The sequence below is a fragment of the Streptomyces sp. NPDC088810 genome, assembly GCF_044750305.1.
Taxonomy (GTDB): domain Bacteria; phylum Actinomycetota; class Actinomycetes; order Streptomycetales; family Streptomycetaceae; genus Streptomyces.
In genome coordinates, this window is the sequence record NZ_JBIVJQ010000001.1 from 683,689 (window position 1) to 704,678 (window position 20,990).

At 76.0% G+C, this 20,990-nt stretch carries 15 protein-coding genes; 6 read left to right on the plus strand and 9 right to left on the minus strand.

The genetic code is table 11. The features are described from left to right. Positions 1-100 precede the first annotated feature (100 nt). Together ACIP4Y_RS03100 and ACIP4Y_RS03105 are read left to right on the plus strand one after the other, a co-directional pair. Positions 101-418: an STAS domain-containing protein gene (locus tag ACIP4Y_RS03100; RefSeq protein ID WP_358635609.1), complete on the plus strand. Its 318-nt coding sequence runs from the start codon at positions 101-103 to the stop codon at positions 416-418. Then, positions 418-1,380 (plus strand): anti-sigma factor RsbA family regulatory protein, encoded by a 963-nt coding sequence (locus ACIP4Y_RS03105; protein WP_401387014.1) that lies wholly within the window; start codon positions 418-420, stop codon positions 1,378-1,380. Before ACIP4Y_RS03100 ends, ACIP4Y_RS03105 begins: the two co-directional genes overlap by 1 nt. Positions 1,381-1,399: 19 nt before the next feature. Here ACIP4Y_RS03105 and ACIP4Y_RS03110 read toward each other — a convergent pair whose 3' ends face one another. The 5 genes from ACIP4Y_RS03110 to ACIP4Y_RS03130 all read right to left on the minus strand — a co-directional run bounded on the left by ACIP4Y_RS03110 (position 1,400) and on the right by ACIP4Y_RS03130 (position 10,219). Beyond that, positions 1,400-2,437 carry a rod shape-determining protein gene (locus ACIP4Y_RS03110; RefSeq protein WP_401387017.1) on the minus strand — a complete coding sequence of 346 codons (1,038 nt, stop codon included), beginning with the start codon at positions 2,435-2,437 and terminating at the stop codon, positions 1,400-1,402. A 158-nt stretch (positions 2,438-2,595) separates the two neighbouring features. Further along, entirely contained in the window at positions 2,596-6,987 is a 4,392-nt protein-coding gene (locus ACIP4Y_RS03115; RefSeq protein WP_401387020.1) for an SAV_2336 N-terminal domain-related protein, read from the minus strand. Beyond that, positions 6,977-8,011, minus strand: coding sequence for an AAA family ATPase (locus tag ACIP4Y_RS03120; RefSeq protein ID WP_401387023.1), 1,035 nt, complete (start codon positions 8,009-8,011; stop codon positions 6,977-6,979). The genes ACIP4Y_RS03115 and ACIP4Y_RS03120 overlap by 11 nt, the downstream gene beginning before the upstream one ends. Positions 8,012-8,048: 37 nt before the next feature. Next, entirely contained in the window at positions 8,049-9,779 is a 1,731-nt protein-coding gene (locus ACIP4Y_RS03125; RefSeq protein WP_401387026.1) for a trypsin-like peptidase domain-containing protein, read from the minus strand. Continuing rightward, on the minus strand, positions 9,776-10,219 hold the full coding sequence (locus ACIP4Y_RS03130; RefSeq protein ID WP_358635446.1) for a CU044_2847 family protein: 444 nt from the start codon (positions 10,217-10,219) through the stop codon (positions 9,776-9,778). Before ACIP4Y_RS03130 ends, ACIP4Y_RS03125 begins: the two co-directional genes overlap by 4 nt. 226 nt (positions 10,220-10,445) lie before the next feature. Here ACIP4Y_RS03130 and ACIP4Y_RS03135 point away from each other — a divergent pair, with 226 nt between their 5' ends. Then, on the plus strand, positions 10,446-14,060 hold the full coding sequence (locus tag ACIP4Y_RS03135) for a S8 family serine peptidase (protein ID WP_401387029.1): 3,615 nt from the start codon (positions 10,446-10,448) through the stop codon (positions 14,058-14,060). Here ACIP4Y_RS03135 and ACIP4Y_RS03140 read toward each other — a convergent pair. From ACIP4Y_RS03140 to ACIP4Y_RS03150, 3 genes are read right to left on the minus strand one after another with little or no spacing between them, the layout of a single operon-like run. Next, on the minus strand, positions 14,035-15,510 hold the full coding sequence (locus ACIP4Y_RS03140; RefSeq protein WP_401387032.1) for a carboxyl transferase domain-containing protein: 1,476 nt from the start codon (positions 15,508-15,510) through the stop codon (positions 14,035-14,037). The two genes, ACIP4Y_RS03135 and ACIP4Y_RS03140, sit on opposite strands and share 26 nt — an antisense overlap. After that, positions 15,503-16,987 (minus strand): acyl-CoA synthetase, encoded by a 1,485-nt coding sequence (locus tag ACIP4Y_RS03145; RefSeq protein WP_401387035.1) that lies wholly within the window; start codon positions 16,985-16,987, stop codon positions 15,503-15,505. The genes ACIP4Y_RS03140 and ACIP4Y_RS03145 overlap by 8 nt, the downstream gene beginning before the upstream one ends. 55 nt (positions 16,988-17,042) lie before the next feature. Further along, complete coding sequence (locus tag ACIP4Y_RS03150) at positions 17,043-17,648, minus strand: O-methyltransferase (RefSeq protein WP_401387038.1); 606 nt, start codon at positions 17,646-17,648, stop codon at positions 17,043-17,045. Positions 17,649-17,747: 99 nt separating this feature from the next. Here ACIP4Y_RS03150 and ACIP4Y_RS03155 point away from each other — a divergent pair, with 99 nt between their 5' ends. Continuing rightward, a complete protein-coding gene (locus ACIP4Y_RS03155; RefSeq protein WP_401387041.1) occupies positions 17,748-18,641 on the plus strand; it encodes a RimK family alpha-L-glutamate ligase in 894 nt (297 codons plus the stop codon). 28 nt (positions 18,642-18,669) lie between these two features. On the opposite strand, the gene ACIP4Y_RS03160 is transcribed toward ACIP4Y_RS03155, so the two are convergent. Continuing rightward, positions 18,670-19,227 carry a hypothetical protein gene (locus ACIP4Y_RS03160; RefSeq protein ID WP_358635360.1) on the minus strand — a complete coding sequence of 186 codons (558 nt, stop codon included), beginning with the start codon at positions 19,225-19,227 and terminating at the stop codon, positions 18,670-18,672. Between the two features lie 139 nt (positions 19,228-19,366). Here ACIP4Y_RS03160 and ACIP4Y_RS03165 point away from each other — a divergent pair, with 139 nt between their 5' ends. Both ACIP4Y_RS03165 and ACIP4Y_RS03170 read left to right on the plus strand, forming a co-directional pair. Next, entirely contained in the window at positions 19,367-20,140 is a 774-nt protein-coding gene (locus ACIP4Y_RS03165; protein ID WP_358635358.1) for an IclR family transcriptional regulator, read from the plus strand. Beyond that, complete coding sequence (locus ACIP4Y_RS03170) at positions 20,137-20,982, plus strand: SMP-30/gluconolactonase/LRE family protein (protein WP_401387046.1); 846 nt, start codon at positions 20,137-20,139, stop codon at positions 20,980-20,982. The genes ACIP4Y_RS03165 and ACIP4Y_RS03170 overlap by 4 nt, the downstream gene beginning before the upstream one ends. Positions 20,983-20,990 lie beyond the last annotated feature (8 nt).

The following is a 20,990-nucleotide window of genomic DNA, read 5'->3' on the forward strand; positions in this document are numbered from 1 at the left end:
GGCGCAGGGAGGCATACTGGGCACTCATGTACCTGTGCGGCTGGGAGACGACGTGAGCGGACCTGAGCCGGCGCGACCCCTGCCGGTCGCCGCCGAGCCGATGCCCGCGGCACCGCAGCTCGACGTGTACCCGCTGACCGGGCGGACGGGATTCCGGGCGGCGGGCGAGGTGAGCCTGCCGACGCGCGGTATCTGGGAACGCGCGCTGGAGCGGGCCGTTCGCGAGGGCGAGGACGTGTACTACTTGGAGCTTTCCGCGCTGACCTTCGTCGACGTCGCGGGCGTCGGGGCGCTGGCGGACGCCGCCCGCAGCCTCGGCGGGCGACGCCGGCTGGTCCTGGACCGGCCACCGGACGCCGTACCGCGGATACTGGAGCTGTTGTGGCCCGGTCTGCCGGGGATCGAGGTGTCGGCGTGATGACCAGGACGTCCGGACCCCTGGACCGTACCGACCCGTTCGTGCACCCCGCGCTGTTCTACGGTGACACCGCCGAGTACCTGGCCGGCACCGTGCCCTTCGTCCGTGCGGCGCTCGCGGCGGACGAGCCGGTCGCGGTCGCCGTTCCCGGCGAGAACCTGCGGCTGATCCAGGACGAGCTGGGGGCCGACGGCGCCGCCGTCCGGTTCCTGGACATGCGCGAGGCCGGACGCAACCCCGGCCGGATCATCCCCGGCGTGCTGCGCGCCTTCGCCGACAGCCAGCCGCCCGGCCGGCGCGTCCGCATCATCGGCGAGCCGATCTGGGCGGGCCGCAGCCCGGCCGAGTACCCGGCCTGCGCCCAGCACGAGGCACTGATCAACGCGGCGTTCCAGGGCCGCGAGGTCACCATCCTGTGCCCGTACGACACCTCCCGCCTGGACGAGCGGGCGCTCGCCGACGCGCACGCCACCCACCCCGTGGTCATCGCCGCCGGCTCCGCCGCCGAACACGCCAGCGCGGCCTACGACCCCGACGGCGTGGTCGCCCGCTACAACGAGCCGCTGCCGGCCGCCCCCGGCGCCGGCCCAGAGGTGCTCGACGTCGCCTTCGACGAGGACTCCCTGTCCGCCGTCCGGCACCTGGCCACCGACCACGGCGCCGGGCTGGGCCTCGCCGGCCTGGCCCTGGAGAACCTGGCACTGATCACCGCCGAGCTGACCACGAACAGCGTGGTCCACGGCGGCGGCACGGGCGCGCTCACGGTGTGGTCCGAGGGCGGGTACGTGCTGTGCGAGGTCCGCGACAAGGGCCGCCTCAGCGACCCGCTGGCCGGCCGCCGCCCCGCCGCCCGCGACCAGCGCGGCGGACGCGGACTGCTGCTCGTCAACCTGCTGTCCGACCTGGTGCGGACCCACACCGCCCCGGAGGGAACGACGATCCGCTCCTACCTGCGCCGCTGAAGGCACCGCCGGAACGGGCTCAGGCGGCGAGCGGGTTCAGGACCAGCGGTTCGATCCGGCCCTCCAGCATGGCGCCCAGGCCCTGCGCCGCGCACACGTCGGGCCGCTCGGCGATGTGCACCGGCATCCCCGTGGCCTGCCGCAGCATCTGGTCGAACCCGGGCAGCAGCGCCGAACCGCCGACCATCATGATCCCCCGGTCGGCGAGGTCGGCCACCAGATCGGGCGGGCAGTCGCGCAGCACCTTGCCGATGGCGTCCAGGACCGCCGTCAGGGGGGTCTGGATCGCGTAGCGCACCGCGGCGGTGTCCACCCGCACACTGCGTGCGAGCCCCGTCGCCACGTCCCGGCCGTGGATCTCGGTGGACGCCGGGCCGTCCGCGGTGAGCCCGTTGCCGGACAGGGCCAGCTGCAGCGGCCGTACCGACTGGCTGGGCAGCATCAGCGCGTGCTCGTGCCGCAGGTGCTGCACGATCGCGTGGTCCACGGCCTCGCCGCCCACCGGGATCCGCTCGGCGGTCACGATCGAGCCCAGCGAGAGCACCGCGACCTGGGTCGCCGCCGCCCCGCACACCAGGACCATGGTGGCCTCGGGCCGCTCCACCGGCAGCCCGCACCCCACGGCGGCGGCGATCAGCGTGTCGACCAGCTCCACCCGCCGGGCCCCCAGCCCGACCAGCGTCTCGATCGTGGCCCGCTGGGCCAGCGGATCGGCGCCGTGCGGCGCGCAGGCCGCCGCGCGCAGCCGGGGCTTGCGGCGCAGCGCCCGGCGCATCTTGTCGCCGAGCAGGTGGCGCAGCATCCGCTGGGCCATCTCGATGTCCACCACCGTGCCGCCGGAGATGGGCCGCACCACCCTGATGTAGTCCGGGGTGCGCCCCGTCATCTTCTCCGCGAACTCGCCCACGGCGATGAGCGCGCCGGTACGGGTGTTCACGGCCGCGGCCGAGGGCTGGTCCACGACCAGGCCGGCGCCCTTCACATACACCCGGGTGCGGGCCGCACCCAGGTCGACGGCGAAGTGGCAGCGGCGCAACTGCTCCAGGCTGACGGTCACGGCGGATCCTCCCGAGGGCGTGGGGCCTTGAGGTCCCCGCCTGATCGGCGGGCTCACTGGCATCCTGCGCGGCGCCCGGAGCGGGCGCCCGCTGTGCGCGCCCGGGCGGGGTGCCGCTGAACGGGCGTATTTCCGGCCCGCACCGGAGTGTCGCCGGGTCAACGGGAGCGGGCGGCCTCCACCAGCGGTTCGAGCGAGGAGACGGTGACCTCGCTGCCGCCCTCGCGCAGGCTCCGCCGCCCGGCGGCCCCGGGCGCGTACCCGATGAAGCGCAGGCCCAGCTGCTGGGCGGCGGTGAGTTCGGCGACCGAGGAGCTGATCAGCACGGCGGACCGGGACGGCGTGCCGCGCGCCCGCAGGGCCCGGAGCAGACAGTCGGGGTGGGGCGTCAGCAGGCTGAGGTCGTCGCGGCGGCCGTGGACGCCCGCGAGGGGCAGCCGGTAGGGCTCCAGGTAGCGGTGGAGGGCCGCGGTGGACACGTCCGTCACCACGCTGACCCGGCGGCCGGACCGGTGCAGGGCGCGGACCAGCGCGAGGGAGCGGTGCGTCGTCGGTGCGTCGGGCACGGCCCGCAGTTCCAGCTCGTCCAGCCGTGCCCGCAGCAGCGGGCCGAGCCGGTCGTGGGCGAAGGCGCGCAGCAGGTCCAGCGGATGCGTGAACGCCTCCCGGCCGGGCGTGCCCGCGACGGGCAGCGGCCGGCCCGCCAGCGCGTCCTGCGGATCGCGGTGATCGGCCACCACCGACAGCAGGTCGAGCACGGCCTCCCGCGCCGTCTGCGCCGGGAACAGCCGGGCGAGGGGCCCGTCGAAGCCGATCAGCACCGTCTCGGCGTCGGCGAGGAGGGCCGACAGCCGCCGCCGCGACGGCACCGGTGGCTCCGCAGCCGGCGCGGGCGCCCACTCGGGCACCAGCTGCACGGTGTACGACACCGCCAGCCCCGGCACCGGCCAGTCGTCCACCGCCGCGTTCACCGCCCGCTGGGCCGCGCCCGCCCGGCGCAGCGGATAGCGCAGGGTGACGGGGGCCGCCGCGCCGCGCAGATGTTCCAGCAGCAGCCCGGGGACACCGGTGGCCTCGGCACGGACGAAGGCCACCGGGTCGGCGACCCGCCAGGACAGCTTCACCGCGGCCTGGAAGGCGCCCTTGCCGGAACTCGGCAGGGACACGAGGTGACGGCTCTCGTGCGGGGTGAGGTCGACCGAGTAGTACGTCTCCGGGCGGGGCGGGCGCGTGCCGTACGGGTGGAGCGGGTCGAGCAGCGTGAGCGGTCCGCCGGGCCGCGTGTGGACGACGGCCGTCCGCCCCGGGGTGGGGACGCCCAGCTCGTGCAGGTCGTGCGCGATGAACGGGCCCTGCACCAGGTCCCGTTCCGCGGGCTCCCCGGCCCCCGGTCCGAGCAGGCAGTACCAGGCGGCCGGCGGGCTGTCCGGGGTGCTGTCGGCGAACAGCGGCCGGAAGCGCGGGGAGCGGCGGGCGGCGGAGCTGGCGGCGAAGTCGTCGTACAGCGCGGGCGGGACGACGACCACGACGTCCGCGGCTGCCTGCGGCGGCCGGGCCGGCGGCTGCCCGAACGTCACCGTGAGCCGCGGCGGACGGGGCAGCCGGGTCAGTGCCTGCGGGAGTTCGCGCAGTACGGCGACGAGCAGGGGCAGCAGGTAGGCGCCGGGCTCGGTGCGCACCAGGTAGCCGTCCGGGCGGACGTCCACCTCGTACTGGCGGGGGCTGAGGGAGCCGCGCGACAGGACCTCGTGCACCGCGGCTTCGAGGGTGATGCGGGCTTCGGGGCGGCCGGTGAGGTCGTCGGCGGTGAAGCGGATCTCGGGGTGCGGGGCGGACGGCTCGGCCGCGGCGGGGACCGTGTCGAGGAGGATCGTGCGGAGCGTGTTGCGGAACGCCTCCAGTTCCGTCCGGGCGTCGCGGGCGGCCGGGCCCGGGACACCGGACAGGGGCTCGCCCCGCCACAACTCCAGCGCTGTGTCAGCCAGTTCGCGGGCCCATGGCAGATCTCCGGCGGCCCGGGCCATCTGGGCCTCGGTGGCCAGCCGGCGGAAGCGGAAGACGTCGACCGCGTCGGGGACGCGGAGCGCGTACCCGGTGTCGCCGGTGGTCAGGACGTCCGGGCCGAGGAGGTGGCGGAGGCGGGTGAGGGACGTGTCGGGAGAGCGGGTGCCGGACCGGGGCTCGTCCGAGAGCCCCGCGGCCAGTTCCTCCCCGGTGGCGGGCCGGCCGTCCCGCAGCAGCAGCATGCACAGGACGGCCCGGTCGTGGGGATCCTCGATGGCGAGCGGGCGGCCGTCGCGCGTGCCCCGGAGCGGGCCGAGGAGGGAGAAGCGGAGGGGGACCTGACGGGAGCGCAGGGCGAGGAGTCGCTCGGCGCCGAGCCGCTGGCTCTCCGGGCTCTCGGAGAGCAGCGCGCTCACGGCCGCGTCCAGCTCCGCCCCCAGCTCACCGGATCCGGTGCCGTACAGGGCCCGTGTGATCCCCCCGAGCGCCCGCAGGGCCTTCTCGCGGCTCCCGTGGACCAGCGGCGCCGAGTCCAGACAGGTCAGGACCGGCCCGTCGGACGTGAGGATGATCGAGCGGGTGTCGAGCACTCCGCGCGGTCCTTCGTGCGCGTACATCGCGAGGACGGCCTCGGCCAGCTTCGGCAGCAGGGCGGCGACCTCGCCGGCGGGCAGGCCGTCCCCCGCCTCGTCCAGACGCCGGCGCAGCGTCCGGCCGTCGACGTACTCCCGCACCAGGTAGGGGACTCCCTCGCCGAAGCCGTGGTCGAGGATCCGCGCGATCCCGGGGTGACGCACCTCGCCCAGCCGGCGGCACAGCTCCGTGAAGGCGGCGTGGGAACGGCGCGGCGGGTACCGGTGCAGCACGACGAGGGTGTCGCCCTCCCGCGCGTCCCGGGCGAACCAGCCGGTGCCCTCGAGCTGCCGCACCAGCCGGTACCGCCCCGCGAACAACCCCCCGTCGCTCGCCGTCGACAGCCGCCGCACGCTGTCCTCGCTGACCGTGGCGAACGGGTCGTCCTCCGCGCCCGTTCCCGCGCCGCCCGCCGCCGGGACCGCCGCGCGGAACTCGCCCGGGGCCCGGCCCGCTCGGCGGTCGATGAACTCGCCCACACGGTCCAGGAGTTCACTGGTCCGGGTGCGGTCGGTGCGGGGCAGGCCGAGCAGGAGCAGCTCGCGTACGCCGTCCCGGAAGGCGTAGGAGCCGGGCGGGCCGCCCGGGACGGCGGTGAGCATGCCGCTCAGGATCACCTCGGCCAGGTGCTGCGGGCGCGGATCCCGTTCGACCGCCGCCTGGACCAGCCGCATGACCGGCAGGTCGGGCCGGCCCACCGCGAGATGGCCGGCCAGCCGGAACGCCTCGGGGGAGGCGGTCGCCCGGAACCGCAGCACCAGCTCCTCGGCGGACAGCTGCCCGACGTCCGTACGGTCCTCGGCGTCCGCCGGCAGCGGACGGCCCAGCCCGGCGACCGCGCCGGGGACGTCCGTGCCGCCCTGCGTGGTCAGCAGCGCCGCCCAGTGCCCCAGCCACCTCGGCTCCGGCTCCAGCACGGGCAGCGGGACGGCACCGCCGGCCACGGCGAACTCGTCCGTCTCGGGCTGCTCGTACGGGGTGAACGTCAGCGCGGCCGTGGGGGCGGCGGGGTGCGGGGCGGACAGGGTGCCCGGGGCGGTGGGCAGCGCGGTGTCCCGCCACAGGTGTTCCGGGAGCGGCTGGACGACGGCCAGGGGCATCCGGCGGGCCCAGCGGTGCAGGGTGGCGTACCAGAGGGTGCCGGCGGGGCCCTCCCGCCACTGCGGGCCCATGCAGTCGCTGATGAGCAGGGTGACCGTGCGGCCGTCGGCAGGGTCGTGGGCGTCGGGGCCGTGCACGGTGCCGTCGGCGTCGGCCCGGTACAGGGTGACCGTGCGGAACGCGCCGGACTGGGCCAGCACCGTGTGCAGTTCGCGGACCAGGGGACGCCAGACCGGCATGGTGGGCCCGGCGTCGTACACCAGGTTCAGCCGCAGCCAGCGCTCCCGGGCGGGGCGCAGCACCGGCAGCCACCACGTGGGGTCGGCGCCCAGCCGGGCGATGCGGTCGGCGGTGGCCGGCTCGTCCAGTTCGTGGCCCACGGGCGCGTCGATCCGGCGGGCCAGCGGGCGCAGCGCGCGTTGCAGCGCGAGCCGGTGGCGCAGCATCGGGGGCGCCGGGGCCAGCAGCGCCGTGTGGGACCGGTCCGCCGCCGCCGCGGGGCGGCGGGAGGGCAGGTGCAGGGGGACGCGGGAGGGCGGCCGGGCGGCGCGGCGGGGCTCGGGCGGCGGGGCGGGTTCCGGCGCCGTCTCCCGGGGCGGCGGGGGCGGGGGTGCCTCGGGTGCCGGGGCCGCCTGCGCGGGGGTGGTGGTGTCGGGCGCGTCGCTCCGCTGTCCCATGTGGCGGGCCAGCCACAGCAGTTCGGCCAGTTCCCGCGGGGTCGGACGCACGCCGTGGGCCGCCTCGGCCAGGAGGTCGGCCAGGCGGGCCACGGGTTCCGGGGCACCGGGCGGCGCGGCGGGTTCAGAAGACATCGGTCTGCGCGGTCTGCCCCAGGTACGGCATCAGCTGCTCGGCCAGCCGGTCGAGGGACTCGGCGTCCAGGTCGGCCGAGCGGGCCAGGTAGATCGCGTTGAGGAGCTGGTCGGTGGCCAGGTCGCCGACGCCCGACCGGGACAGGAAACGCTCGATCAGGGTGTGCGCGTAGGCGTCCGGTTCGCCCAGGTGGGCGCGGACGATCTCGGCGAGGTGCCGGTCGTCCGGCTGCCGCAGGTGCAGTGTCACGCAGCGGCGCAGGAAGGCGGGCGGGAACTCGCGCTCGCCGTTGCTGGTGAGGACGACGAAGGGGAAGGCCCGGCAGCGGACCCGGCCGCGGGCCACCGGGACCCGCTCGTCGGTGCCGTCGGCCAGCACCTCGGCGACGCCGTCCGGGGTGAGCCGTGCGGCGCGCACCAGCTCGGGGATCTCGTACTGGCCCTCCTCCAGCACGTTCAGCAGGTCGTTGGGCAGGTCGAGGTCGCTCTTGTCGATCTCGTCGATGAGCAGGGCGCGGGGGCGCTCGTAGGGCAGCAGGGCGGAGCCGAGCGGGCCCAGGCGCAGGTGGTGCTCGATGCCCGACCGGTCGCCGGTGCCCTCCGTCCGCTCCTGCCGGGCGGCCTCCTGCCGGGCGGCGTACAGCCGGGAGAGCGGGTCGTACTGGTACAGGCCGTCGTGGAGGGTGCTGCGGCTGGTGATGTTCCAGCGCAGCACCGGGCCGAGCCGCAGCTCACGGGCGACCGCGTACGCGAGGGAGGACTTGCCGGTGCCGGGCGGGCCGGTGACCAGCAGCGGGCGGCGCAGGTACAGGGCCGCGTTGACCAGCTGGACCGTCTCCGCAGTGGCCTGGTACGTCTCGGCGCGGTGGGTGCGGTCGGGGGAGACGGCGGAGGTGTCGGCGGCCGGGTCCGGCACGGGCAGCACCGGCCCGCCGTCGAAGGCCCGCCAGGGCGGCGGCGGGGGCAGCTTCGTGATGCCGTCGTGCGGCTCGTTCGCACCGGTGTAGACGGGCCACAGGGGCATGGGCTCTTCTTCTCCGTGGGGGCGGTTGTGCGGTCGGTCAGGCGACGGGGGAGTGCAGGCTCGCGGTGGTCTCTGGGAAGCAGCGCGGGTCGTCCCAGAGCAGCTGGAGGTCTCTCGCCCAGTGCAGGTCGGGTTCGTCGGCGGCGTCCGCGGTCAGCCGCAACGACATGACGTGCCGGGGGAGTTCGGCGGCCGGGACGTCGGCGATCGCGGTGGTGAGCTGGTCGAGGAAGGCCGCGCCGGGGCAGGGTGGTTCCCCGGGCGCGCCGGGGCAGGGTTCGTCCTCGTGCCCGGGGCAGGCAGAGCCGGTCCGGGGCCACAGCAGGACGGGGACGGGCACGGTGAGCCCGACCTCGAAGTGCTGCCGGGCGGCCATGGGCGGGGTCGCGTAGCCCGCCAGTCCGGCCTCGCCGTCCCACAGCCGTTTGCGCAGGCTCGGCGGGCGCTCCCGGGTGCCGCACTCGACGCGGTGGACCTCGGCCGTCCGGCCGGAGTCCAGCTTCTGCCACTTCTTGCGCAGCTGGTGGCGCAGCCGGCCGCTGTGGTGCCGCGCGCGGTCGGTCACCACCAGGGGGTAGGCGCAGCCGAGGGGCGTGCTGTCGTCCGCGCCGCACTCCCAGTGCGCCACTGCCTCGTTGAGCCACTCGCGCGGCAGGACGAAGGTGACCAGCTCGTCGGCGTCCGGGGCGAGATGGGCGACGGCCTCGTCGATGCGCTGCTGGACGTAGGCACGCACCGCGGTGCGCGGCAGCCGGCGGGCGCCCACCGGCCGGCGCCGGCCGTCGCGGTACGCGGACACCTCCACGGTCACCTGGTCGGGACCGGCGCCGCTGTGGTCGATCTCGACGACCACCGGGGACCAGGCCGGCGAGGCCGCCGCGCCGGGCGGTTCCGGGGCCGCCGGAGGCCGTAACGACGGGGTCCCGTCCAGCAGTTCGCGCAGCCGGTCGGCGAACCGGCTCACCGCCTCCGGGTCCGGGACCTCCCACTGTACATAGGCGGCGGCCGCCCACAGGGACGGGAAGCCGCCCGCGGGCAGCGGCGGCCCGAAGGCGCCCACCGCGTCCACGTACAGCCGGTTCGGGTCGCACGCCGGTCCGGCACCGGCCGCGGCCCGGCGCAGCAGGGCGTACAGCCGCCGGCGGGCGTCCTCCCGGTGGCCGGGGGTGGGCACCAGCTCGCCCAGCTCGGGCCAGTACCGGGCCAGCACGTCCAGCGGCAGCATCCGGCCCTTGCGTACGTCCGGGGAGTCCGAGGCCGCGGTGACCATGCCGGCCACCCTGCCGTCCGGCAGCGTCGCCGCCGCGCCGCTGAACCCGGCCACGAGCGGCTGCCCGTGCCCGTTCCACGCCACCAGCTCCAGCCACTCGCCGGCGATCAACTGCGGCGAGACGGCCTGGTATTCGGCGAGCGTGCCCTCGTCGTAGCCCTCGGGGAAGCCGTAGGCGATCAGCTTCGGGTAGGGCTCGGTGTACGCGGCGTCGGGCGGCGCGAAACCGGCCGGGGCGAGCGGGACGTCACGGTCCAGTTCGAGTACGGCGACGTCGCCGGGGTCGGTGACCTCGCCCGCCCAGCCGCCGTGGGCGACGACCGAGGCGGGCAGCTCGCCCAGCTGCCGGGCGTGCGGGAAGCTGACGGTCACCGCCGCCCGGTCGCTCCGCCTGACGACGTGGGCACAGGTGAGCACCCGGCGGCCGGTGACCAGGAACCCGGCCCCCACCTCGTCGCCACAGGCGATCCGGGCGTGCCAGGCGGCGCTGCGCCTCACCGGTCGGCGGGCTCCGGATCGGGCGCGGTCGCCTCCGGCGCGGTCTGGCCGGGGACCGCCGGCGGCGGCCCGTTCAGCCCGGACACGGCCTGCCCGTTCGCCCCCTGGGCGGTCTGCTCCGGCTGCTGTCCGGGGGACCAGCTGAGCTTGACGACCAGATGGCCCTCCGCCGAGCCCTTGGCGATGACCGCGCCGGCCTCCGCCGAGAGCCGCACCCCGAACTCGATCTCCACCGCGTCGGGCCGCAGGCTGCCGTCCCGGAAGACCCGCAGCGCGGCTGCCGCCGCCGCCCGTACGCCGTCCAGGGCGCCCTCGAAGGTGCGCGCGGCCTGCGCCGGTCCGTCGCCGCGCGAGACGAGCCGGGCCCCCGATCTGGTGCCGACGCCCTCCACCACGACGAGCGCACCGTCCTCGGTCCTGAACTCGACCAACCCGTCCATCGTGGCGCTCGCTCCCCCGTTGTACCCGACCAGTGACCGCCTCCCATGTTACGGACGGTGCTACGCGAGTCACACATTCGGCGGTGCGGTGCGGGAGCTCCACCGAGATTGGCGAAAACCCGCCCTGGCGCCTTCCTGTCAGTATCGGTCAACTCCCGCACAGGAACCGGTACATCACACTCGTTCCAGCACTCGACGCGCTCGACCCTCACGAGAAGAGGCGTGGATGAGCACAGGTCCAGTCAGACGCGGCACGGCCCTGCTGGCGGCGGGGCTGGTGAGCGCCCTGCTCCCGGCCGTCCCGGCAGCCGCGTCGCCCACCCCCGGCCCCGGCCCCCGCGGCGACGGCACCAGCACTGTCACCCTCGTCACCGGCGACCAGGTGACGGTCACGGACCTCGGCCACGGCCGGCAGACCGTCACCGTGCGGCGGCCCCGCGGGGCCACCGGGGCCGTACGGACACAGAAGAGCGGCGGCGACCTCACCGTCGTACCGGACGAGGCGCTGCCGTACCTGCGCGCGGGGACCCTGGACCGGCGGCTGTTCGACGTCAGCGGGCTGATCCGGCAGGGGCTCACCGACGCCGAGTCCGACGCGCTGCCGCTGATCGTGACCTACGACAAGGGCGTACGGGCGGCGACCCCGGCCGGTGCCGAGCGCACCCGCGCGCTGCCCAGTCTGCGCGGGGCCGCCGTGACGGCCGGCAAGGGCCGTACGTTCTGGCGGTCGTTCACCCGGACGTCCGGCATCGGCACGGTGTGGCTCGACGGGCGGGTGAGGGCCGACCTGGCCGCGAGCAACGCCCAGATCGGCACGGCCGCGGCGTGGGACGCCGGACTGACCGGCAAGGGCGTCACGGTCGCCGTCCTGGACACCGGCGCCGACCTCGGCCACCCCGACCTGGCGGACCGGGTGAGCGCCGGCCGGAGCTTCGTCGAGGGGGAGGAGGTCGCCGACCGCAACGGCCACGGCACCCACGTCACCTCCACCGTCGGCGGCAGCGGCGCCGCCTCCGACGGCAGGGAGAAGGGGGTGGCGCCCGGTGCGCGCCTCGCCGTCGGCAAGGTGCTGAGCGACCAGGGTTCGGGCAGCGAGTCGCAGATCATCGCCGGGATGGAGTGGGCGGCCCGGGACGTGCACGCGCGGATCGTCTCCATGAGCCTGGGGTCGACGGAGCCGAGCGACGGCACCGATCCCATGGCGCAGGCGGTGAACACCCTCTCGAAGGAGACCGGCGCGCTGTTCGTCGTCGCCGCCGGCAACACCGGCGCCCCCTCCTCCATCGGCTCGCCCGGCGCCGCCGACGCCGCCCTCACCGTGGGCGCGGTGGACTCCGCCGACCAGCCCGCCCCCTTCACCTCCGCCGGCCCCCGGTACGGCGACAACGCCCTGAAGCCCGACCTCGCCGCCCCCGGCGTCGACGTCCTCGCGGCCCGCTCCCGACTCCTTCCGGGCACCGGCTACTACACCTCCATGAGCGGTACGTCCATGGCCACCCCGCAGGTCGCGGGCGTCGCGGCGCTGCTCGCCGAGCGGCATCCCGACTGGACCGGCGCCCAGCTGAAGGACGCGTTGATGTCCACTGCGGAGCAACTGGACGCCTCGGCCTACCTCCTGGGCGCGGGCCGGGTGAGCGTGCCGGACGCGGTGCGCGCGACGGTCACCGCCACCGGCAGCGCCGACCTCGGCTTCCTCGGCTGGCCCCACGACGCGGGCCGGCCGGTCACCCGGACCCTCACCTACACCAACTGGTCCGACCGCCCGGTGCAGTTGAAGCTCTCGGTGCACGGCGCCCCGGACGGTGTCGCCGCCCTCGCCGACGACACCCTCACCGTCCCCGCCCACGGCACCGCCGCCACCACCGTCACCGGCGACGGCTCGAAGGCGCCGGTGGGCGGGACGAGCGGACGGATCGTGGCCACCGACCAGGCCGGCGACACCGTCGCACACACGGTGTTCGGGCTGGTCAAGGAGGAGGAGCGGTACACCCTCACCGTCCACGTCAAGGACCGGTCGGGCGCGCCCGCCGCCGCCGACCTCACCGTGCAGCGGCTCACCGAGGGCGCCGACGCCCAGCCCGCCCACGTCGGCGGCTCCGGCACGCTCGGGCTGCGCCTGCGGCCGGGAACCTACTCCCTCGCCTCCTTCCTCGACGTGCGCGGCAGCCACGGCGCCGACTCACTCGGCCTCGGCTTCCTCGCCGCCCCCGAGATCACCCTCGACCGGGACCGCGAGGTCACCCTGGACGGCCGTGCGCTGCGGGAGATCCGCGCCCGCGTGGACCGGCGCACCGAGACCCGCCAGCTCCTCATGGAGTACGACCGGAAGGCCGGCGGCGCCGACCTGTTCGGCGCGGTCCAGGTGCCCCTCGCCTACGACAGCGTCTTCGCCGCGCCCACCCCTGAGGTCGCGCGGGGCAGCTTCGAGTACCGGACCGTGTGGCGGCTGGCCAAGCCGCGGCTGGAGGTCGGGGGCGTCGGCGAGGCCACCGTCCAGCCCGGCGGCACCCTCATCGAGGGCCGCACCCGGCTGCCGCTGGTGGACGTGGGCGACGGACCCGTCACCGGGGTGTCCGGCAAGGCCGTGCTCGCCCGCCTCGCCGACGGCGCCGACCCGGCCGCGCTCGCCCGGGCCGCCCAGGACGCGGGCGCCGAGGCCCTGTTCGTGACGGACGACGCGCCCGGCCGGCTGCTGGCATGGTGGGGCACCGACGACAACGCCGACCGGCCGCTGCAGATCGCCACCGTGAACGGCGCGGACGCGGCACGCCTCCGGGCGGCGGGCCGGGTCGACATGACCGGCACGGCCGACTCGCCGTACGTGTACGACCTCTCCGAGGGCCACCGGGGCGCGATCCCGGACCGTGACCTCACCTACGCGCCCGACAACCGCGAACTGGCCGCCGTGCCGGTGCGGTTCCACTCTCCCCGCGCTCAGGACGGCGGCGAGTTCCGGTACTCGGTCACCGGCGCCTTCCCGATCGGCCTCGGCTTCCAGGAGCGCGTCGCCCTGCCCGCCGAGCGCACGGACTACGTCTCCACCGGCCCCGGCCAGCTGTGGCACGAGTCCGTCACCACCGCCGGCGGCGCCCTGGAGGAGCGCGGCGGCCTCGTCCGCTACACCGGCGGAACCCGGCCGGTGCTGAACTGGTTCCGGCCGGTGTGGCACCCGTGGCTGGGCACCGGGCTCGGCTGGGGCCAGCAACGCGCCGGGAACCGGATCCAGCTGAACGTGCCCGGCTGGGGCGACTCCGGGCCCGACCACACCGGCTTCGGCGACGTGTGGAGCGAGGACGGCGGCATGAGCCAGACCACGGCCGTGTCCGTGGACGGCACCCTGGTCGACCGACGGACGGGTTCCGCCGCCTATGTGCGGGACGCGCCCGCCGACGAGCACGCGTACCGCGTCGTCACCGACACCGCGCTGGACGCCGCCCGCTGGCCGCTCGCCACCCGGGGACACACCGAGTGGACCTTCCGCTCGGCGGCCACCCCCGAGGACCACTGGACGTGCCTGCCGCTGATCAACCTCGCCTACGCCGTCGACACCGACCTGGCCGGTGCGGTGCGCGGCGGCCGGCGGACACCGGTCGCGCTGAGCGCCGCGTACGTGGCGGGGGCGTCCGGGACCGGGACCCTCGGCGGCGGGCGGCTGGAGGTGTCGTACGACGACGGCACGACCTGGCGGACGGTCCCGCTGCGCGCCGGCCGGGGCGCCTCCTGGCACGGCACGCTGACCGTGCCGCGCGGCGCGTCGTCCGTGTCCGTGCGGGCCTCGGCCCAGGACGACGCGGGGGGATCGGTGACGCAGGAGATCATGCGGGCGGCGGCGGTGAAGTGACCCGGGCCGGGGGGCGGTCCGCGATGCCCCGGATCACCCCCAGCTCCACCAGGTCCTGCGGCCGGATGCGGAGCTGGTCCGCGGTCGCCTCCACCTCCTCCGGCGGGCGTTTCAGGATGGCGGCCGCCAGCTCCGGGGCGATCACCGAGAAGTAACTGTCCGGGGTGGCCCAGGTGTTGCCGGGCGCGGCCAGCGCGAGGGCGCCGCCGGAGCCGCCCTCGCCGATGACGAGGGTGGTGACCGGCACCCGGGCGGCGGCCACCGCGCCGAACACCTCGGCGATGGCCGCGCCGGCGCCCTGCCGCTCCGCCTCCGCGTCGTTCGCGGCACCCGGGGTGTCCACCAGCGTCAGCACGGGGATGCCCAGCCGGTCCGCCAGCCGGATCAGCCGGGCGGCGGTCCGGTACCCGGCGGGCCGGGTCGCCGCCCCGGTCTGCGCCGCGTACGCCACGGTACGGCCGTCCCGCTCGCCGAACCCGCACAGCATCCCGTCGGCGTCGACCCCGCCGCACCGGTCCCCGCTGATCAGCACCCGCCGCCGGAAATAAGCGTCCAGATACGCCCGCGCCCTCGGCCGTTCACCCGCCCGAGCCCGCACAACGGCCTCCCACCCACTACGGGGCACCCCGGCCGCCCCGAGCGCGAACGGCACGGGAGCGGGCTCCGGCGGACGCACGTCGGCCGGGGTGGAGGCACCTGCCGGAGCGCCCGCTGCCGCGTCGGGCTGCGGACCGGATCCCGCACCGGTCGGTGCCGCCCCGGCCCCCGCCCCCCGCCCCGCCAGCAGGCCGAGCCACGTGCCCAGGGTGTGCTTCAGTTCGGCCGGGCCCACCACCGCGTCCGCCGAGCCCGCCGCCAGCTGGGATTCCGCCGTGTACGCGGTCGGGTCGGTGCCGGGCGGGCGGACCCGGGAGCCGGCGAAGCCCACCTGGGCGGTGGGGAGGGCGAGGACGACGTCCGCGCCGGCGCCGAGGGTGGCCCAGCCGCCGCCGGTGGTCGGGTCGCGCAGGACCGCGATCTGGGGCAGGCCGGCCTCGCGGGTGAGCGCGGACTGGCGGGCCACCCGCTGGAGCTGGGTGAGCGCGAGCATGCCCTCCTGCATCCGGCTGCCCCCGGTCGCGATCAACGGCACGACCGGGAGCCGGTGTGCGCGGGCGTGGGTGTACGCCGCCTCCAGCCGGTCCCCGGTGCGCCCGCCCAGCGAGCCGCCCAGGAAGCCGAACTCGAAGGAGATCAGTACGGCCCGGGTGCCCTCGACGCTCGCGGTGCCGCAGACGACCGACTCCCGCTCGCCGGTGCGCGCGGTGGCGCGGGCGCGGGAGGCGTCGTAGCCCTGCCAGCCGAGGGGGCCGTCGGGCGGGGACTCCCCGTCCGGCGCGGGGAGTTCGCGGAAGCTGTCCGCGTCCGCGACCAGCGCCAGCATCTCCCGCGCCGACAGCCGCTCAGGCATCGGCGAGCGCCCGCTTCATGATCTTCCCCATGTCGTTGCGGGGGAGTGCCTCCAGGTAGCGGACGACGCGCGGCCGCTTGTGCGGGGCGAGACGCCGGGCCACATGGTCCGCCAACTCCTCGGCGGCGGGCGGCGATCCCGGGTCCGCCGGGACGATCCAGGCCACGATCCGCTCACCCAGGTCCGCGTCCGGCTCCCCGGTGACCGCTGCCTCCCGCACCCCCGGATGCTCCAGCAGCGCGTTCTCGATCTCACCGGCCCCGATCTTGTAACCACCACTCTTGATCAGGTCGGTGGCCTTGCGCCCGACGATGCGGACGTAGCCGTCGGGCTCGCGCACGGCCATGTCCCCGGTGCGGAACCAGCCGTCGGCGGTGAACGCGGCGGCGGTGGCGTCGGGCCGGTTCAGGTACTCGCTGAACACGTTCGGGCCGCGCACCTGGATCTCGCCGACGCTCTCCCCGTCGTACGCGCCGATCTCCGTACCGTCCTCCTCCACCAGCCGCAGCTCCACGCCCGGCAGCGGCACCCCGACCGTGCCGGCCCGGGCCTCCCCGTCGGCCCGCACGGCGGTGTTCATCAGGGTCTCCGTCATGCCGTACCGCTCGATCACCCGGCGCCCGGTGGCCGCCGCGATCCGCTCGTGGTCGTGCACGGGCAGCGCGGCCGAGCCGGAGACCAGCAGCCGGGCCCCGGCGAGCGCCTTGGCCAGCCCGGGGTCGCCGGGCAGGGCCTCCGCGATCCGGTGGTACATCGTGGGCACCCCGAACATCATGGTCGCGCCGCCGTTCAGCTCGCGGGCCACGCCCTCGGGCGAGAACCGCCCCAGGTGCCGCACCGAGCCGCCGCGCCGCAGCGGGCCCAGGACGCCCAGCACGAGACCGTGCACATGGAACAGCGGCAGCCCGTGCACCAGCACGTCGTCCCCGGTCCACTGCCAGGCGTCGGCGAGCGCGTCCAGGGTGGTGGCGAGGGCCCGGCGGGGGAGGACCGCGCCCTTGGGCGGGCCGGTGGTGCCGGAGGTGTAGACGACCAGCGCCGGGTCGCCGTCCGCGGCCCGCTCCTCGGGAAGGTCACCGATGGCGGCCGCGTCGACGTCGATCCGGGGCAAGTCCCCGAAGACCGGTGGCAGTTCCGCACCGGGGGCGGCGAGAACGAGCGACGGCGCGCTGTCGGACAGGATGTGCGCCAGCTCCTTCTCGCCCGACTTGGGGTTGAGCGGCACCGCGGCCACCCCGGCGACCAGCGCGCCGACCACCGCGACGGCGGTCTCCAGCTCCGGCGTGGCCCACACCGCGACCCGGGCGGCCCGGCCGATCCGGGCGGCCAGGGCACCCGCGGCGCCCGCGAGTTCGCCGTACGTCAGGGTCCGTGGCCCGAACCGCAGGGCGACCCTCCCCCGGACTTCGTCCGGGGGGACCCCCATCTCGCTGCGCTCGGCCGGACCGTCCGCCAGGGCGGGGAAGAGAGAGGACACGCGGCGCACTCCTTACTGTCGACGGTGCCGACTGCCGGGGACGACAGCACCCTTCCTACACCAGGAGCCGCGTCCCGACGACCGTGCTCAGATCGGCCGCGAGCCGCAGCTCGACCGCCCGCAGCGCGGGATGCTCCAGCCAGTGCAGCCGGGCCCGGTCGATCCGTCCCTCGTGCAGCGGGGGCCATCCGGTCGCCGGCGTGAAGTCGTCCACGACGACCGTCCCGCCCGGCACCAGCAGCCGCTCCACGTCGGCGGGCGGGTCCCCGGGCGCCTTGCCCTGCCCGCCGCCGTCGAGGACGAGCAGGTCGAAGGGGCCGTACTCCTCGATCCGCCGCCAGTCGCCGGTGAGCACCGTGACCCCGGGCCGGCCGGCGAACACCTCGGCCGCGCACCGCGCCCGCTCCGGATCCCGCTCCACGCTGTACAGCCGCACGCCCGCCGGGGCCCCCGACACCAGCCAGGCCAGGCCGACACCCAGACCGGTCCCGGTCTCCCCGATGCGGAGCCGCGCGCCGCCCGCCAACGCGTGCAGCAGACGGCCCTGTTCCGGCCGGCACGAGTGGGGGAACCCCCGGGCCCGGGCGGCCGACAGGGCGGCGCGCACCAGGGGCGGCAGCCGGGGCTCGGCGGTGTGCGCGTCCGTTCCGGCAAGGGCCACGGCCGCGATCCTGCCCGATCCCGGCCCCCTTTTCCAGGGCGCTTGTTAGCCTCACAGCCGCACCGACCATCGAACCGCCGTACGACAGGGAGTCCCGCCGTGCCCCGGATAGCCCTCGCCACCTACGATCCCGGAACCGAGCCGAGCAGGGACGGCGATCTGCCGGTGCTGGTGCGGGCGCTCACGGACGCCGGTGCCGAGGCGGAGGCCCGGCACTGGGACGACCCGGCGGTGGACTGGGGCGGGTACGACCTCGTCGTCATCCGCTCGACCTGGGACTACAGCTGGCGGGCCGCGGAGTTCGGGGCCTGGGTGGACCGGGTCGGCACGCTGACCCGGCTGGCCAACCCGGCGCCCGTCGTGCGCTGGAACGCCGACAAGCGCTATCTCGGGGAGCTGGCGGCTGCCGGTGTCCCCACCGTCCCCACCCACTACATACCGCCGGGCGGGCCGGCCGCCCTGCCCGCCGGCCAGGAGTTCGTGATCAAGCCGGCCTCGGGTGCGGGCGCCCGGTTCGCCGCCCGCTACACGCCCGCCGAACACGACACGGCGGTACGGCACCTGGCGCGCATGCACGCGGAGGGCTTCACCGCGATGGTGCAGCCGTACATGCCGGGCATCGACGTGCGCGGCGAGCGGGCGCTGCAGTTCTTCGGCGGGCGGCTGCTGCACGCCAGCCGCAAGGGCGCCGTCCTGTCGCCCGGCACCCCGTACGACGCCGACAAGGTGCCCCACCCGGGCCTGGAGCGCTGGCAGCCCACCGACGCCGAACTCGCCGTCGCCGAGAAGGCGTTGGCGGCCGTACCCGGCGCGCCCGGCCTGCTGTACGCCCGCGTCGACCTGGTCGACGGCGACGACGGCGAACCCCGCCTGATGGAACTGGAACTGGTGGAACCGAACCTGTTCCTCCGGCTGCACCCGGACTCGCTGCCGCGGGTGACGGAGGCGGTCCTCGCGGCGGCCGAGGACCCGACGGCGTCCCTGCCGGGCTGAGGGCACCCGCGCCCGCCGGCCGGAGCGCTCAGGCGACGACGGCCGTCCGCTGCAGCAGCCCCCAGGTGAACTCGGCGACCAGCTCGTGCCGTACGCCCTCCCGGTCGGGGGCGGTGAGGGCCAGACCCCACCGGGTGGGTGCGGTGCCCTCCAGCGGACGGGCCGGCGGGAAGGCGCGGGCGGCCTCGTCCACCGTGCAGGACCAGGGCGTCAGATCCTCCAGGGTGCGCAGCCGCGGCGCCGGCGCACCGGGCGCCCGGACCAGCCACTCGTTCCACACCCCGCCGTCCGGCCCGACCAGCACCTCGAAGCGCAGCCCCGGCCAGAGCGGCAGCGCCCACCGCCGGGCCTCGCAGTCGACGTCGCCGAGGCGGCGGGGCAGGACGGACTCGGGCTCGCCGAGGACCGAGCGGTACCGGGAGGCGGCACCCCGGGCCCGCGGCGAACGGACCATGGCCTGCCACCGCTTGTTGGCCTCCCGCATGTCCGCGGCCGAGGCGCCGAGCCGCCGCCGGGCCTCCTCGACCAGGTCCGGGTTGTGGTCGGCCATGCGGCGCAGCAGCACCAGCTGGAAGTCGAGATCCATGGCCCCATGGTGCCCGCGGCCACGGGTCTCCTTCCCGACCCATTGCCCGCACCCCCCGCCATGACTAGCCTGTGTTCGTCATGCCGATCGCCTGTTGAAATCTCGAACGGGCGCTTAGATCCAAGGGAGGGGGCCGGACGTGGGACGCCTCGTGCCTGCCGTGACCCGGGCTCTCGACATTCTTGAGCTGTTCCTCGACGGGGACGGGACACTCTCCGCCCCCGACATCGTGCGCAAGCTCCAGCTGCCGCGCACCACCGTGCACGAGCTGGTCACCACGCTCGCCGCGCGGTCGTACATCGTGCAGGTGCCCGGCCAACCCGGACGGTACCGGCTCGGCGTACGCCCGTACCAGCTCGGCAGCCGCTACGCCGAGCAGCTCGACCTCGCCGCCGAGGGCCAGCAGGTGGCCCGCTCGGTCGCCGAGACCTGCGACGAGACGGTCCACGTGGCCATCCTCGAGGGCACCGACGTCATATACATCGCCAAGGTCGACTCCACGCACGCGGTCCGCATGGTCTCCGCCGCCGGCCGCCGGCTGCCCGCCCACTGCACCTCCGTCGGCAAGATGCTGCTGGCCTCGCTGCCCGAGCCGGAACTGGCCGCGCGGATCCCCGACGGGACCGCACTGGCCGCGATGACCCCGAACAGCATCACCGACCCGGCCGCCCTGCGCGAGGTCCTGGCGGACATCCGGCGGCGCGGGATCGCCGTGGAGAACCGCGAGTCCAACCCGGACGTCTCCTGCGTGGCCGCGCCGGTCCGCGACCGCACCGGGAAGGTGGTGGCCGCGCTGTCCATCTCCGTGCCGATGATCCGCTGGAGCGAGGATCGCCGGGCCGAGCTGGAGCAGCTCGCCGCCAAGGGCGCGACGGAGCTGTCGGAGCGGCTGGGACACCGGAGCGCGGCATGACGGCGTACGAGGTCGCGGTGCGGGCGGAGGCCACGCTCGGCGAGGGACCGACCTGGGACCCGGCGACGGGCCGGCTGATCTGGCTGGACATCCTGGGCATGCGGCTGCACACCTACGACCCGGTGTCCGGCCGCCGCACGGTCCGTACGACACCCCAGCACATCGGCGCGGCCAAGCCCCGGGCGGGCGGCGGCCTGGTGCTGAACCTGCGGGACGGCGTCGGACTGCTGGACCCCGACGACGGCTTCCGCTGGCTGCACCACGAGCCGGTGCCCGGGCGCCGCGCGAACGACGCGGCCGTGGCGCCCGACGGCTCCCTCTGGGCGGGCACCATGCGGTACGACGAGGCGCCGGGCGGCGGCACGCTGTCCCGGCTGACCGGGGACGGGGCGGTGGTGACCGTGCTGCCGGACGCCACGGTCAGCAACGGCACCGGCTGGAGCCCCGACGGCCGCCTCATGTACTACGTCGACTCCCCGACCCGGCGCGTGGACGTCTTCGACCACGACGCCGACGGCATCCGGGGCCGCCGCCCGCTGGTGGAGATCGAGGAGGGCGCGGGCTTCCCGGACGGCCTCACGGTCGACGCGGAGGGCTGTGTCTGGGTCGCCCTGTGGGACGGCGGAGCGGTACGCCGCTACACGCCGGCCGGCGAGCTGGACCGCGTGATCACCTTGCCGACCCCGCGCACCACGGCCTGCGCCTTCGGCGGCCCCGACCTGACCGACCTCTACATCACCACAGCCCGCACAGGCCTCACGTCCCCCCACCCCCTGTCGGGCTCCCTCCTGGTGATCCCGAACGCGGGCAAGGGCCTTCCCCAGCCGGCGTTCACCGGCTGACCGGGACA

What these genes read in the sequence shown, in the direction of transcription:
- ACIP4Y_RS03100 (WP_358635609.1), top strand. Translation starts at nt 101, where the DNA reads ATGCCCGCGGCACCGCAGCTCGACGTGTACCCGCTGACCGGGCGGACG.
- ACIP4Y_RS03105 (WP_401387014.1), top strand. Translation starts at nt 418, where the DNA reads ATGACCAGGACGTCCGGACCCCTGGACCGTACCGACCCGTTCGTGCAC.
- ACIP4Y_RS03115 (WP_401387020.1), bottom strand. Translation starts at nt 6,987, where the DNA reads ATGTCTTCTGAACCCGCCGCGCCGCCCGGTGCCCCGGAACCCGTGGCC.
- ACIP4Y_RS03120 (WP_401387023.1), bottom strand. Translation starts at nt 8,011, where the DNA reads ATGCCCCTGTGGCCCGTCTACACCGGTGCGAACGAGCCGCACGACGGC.
- ACIP4Y_RS03130 (WP_358635446.1), bottom strand. Translation starts at nt 10,219, where the DNA reads ATGGACGGGTTGGTCGAGTTCAGGACCGAGGACGGTGCGCTCGTCGTG.
- ACIP4Y_RS03135 (WP_401387029.1), top strand. Translation starts at nt 10,446, where the DNA reads ATGAGCACAGGTCCAGTCAGACGCGGCACGGCCCTGCTGGCGGCGGGG.
- ACIP4Y_RS03140 (WP_401387032.1), bottom strand. Translation starts at nt 15,510, where the DNA reads ATGCCTGAGCGGCTGTCGGCGCGGGAGATGCTGGCGCTGGTCGCGGAC.
- ACIP4Y_RS03160 (WP_358635360.1), bottom strand. Translation starts at nt 19,227, where the DNA reads ATGGATCTCGACTTCCAGCTGGTGCTGCTGCGCCGCATGGCCGACCAC.
- ACIP4Y_RS03170 (WP_401387046.1), top strand. Translation starts at nt 20,137, where the DNA reads ATGACGGCGTACGAGGTCGCGGTGCGGGCGGAGGCCACGCTCGGCGAG.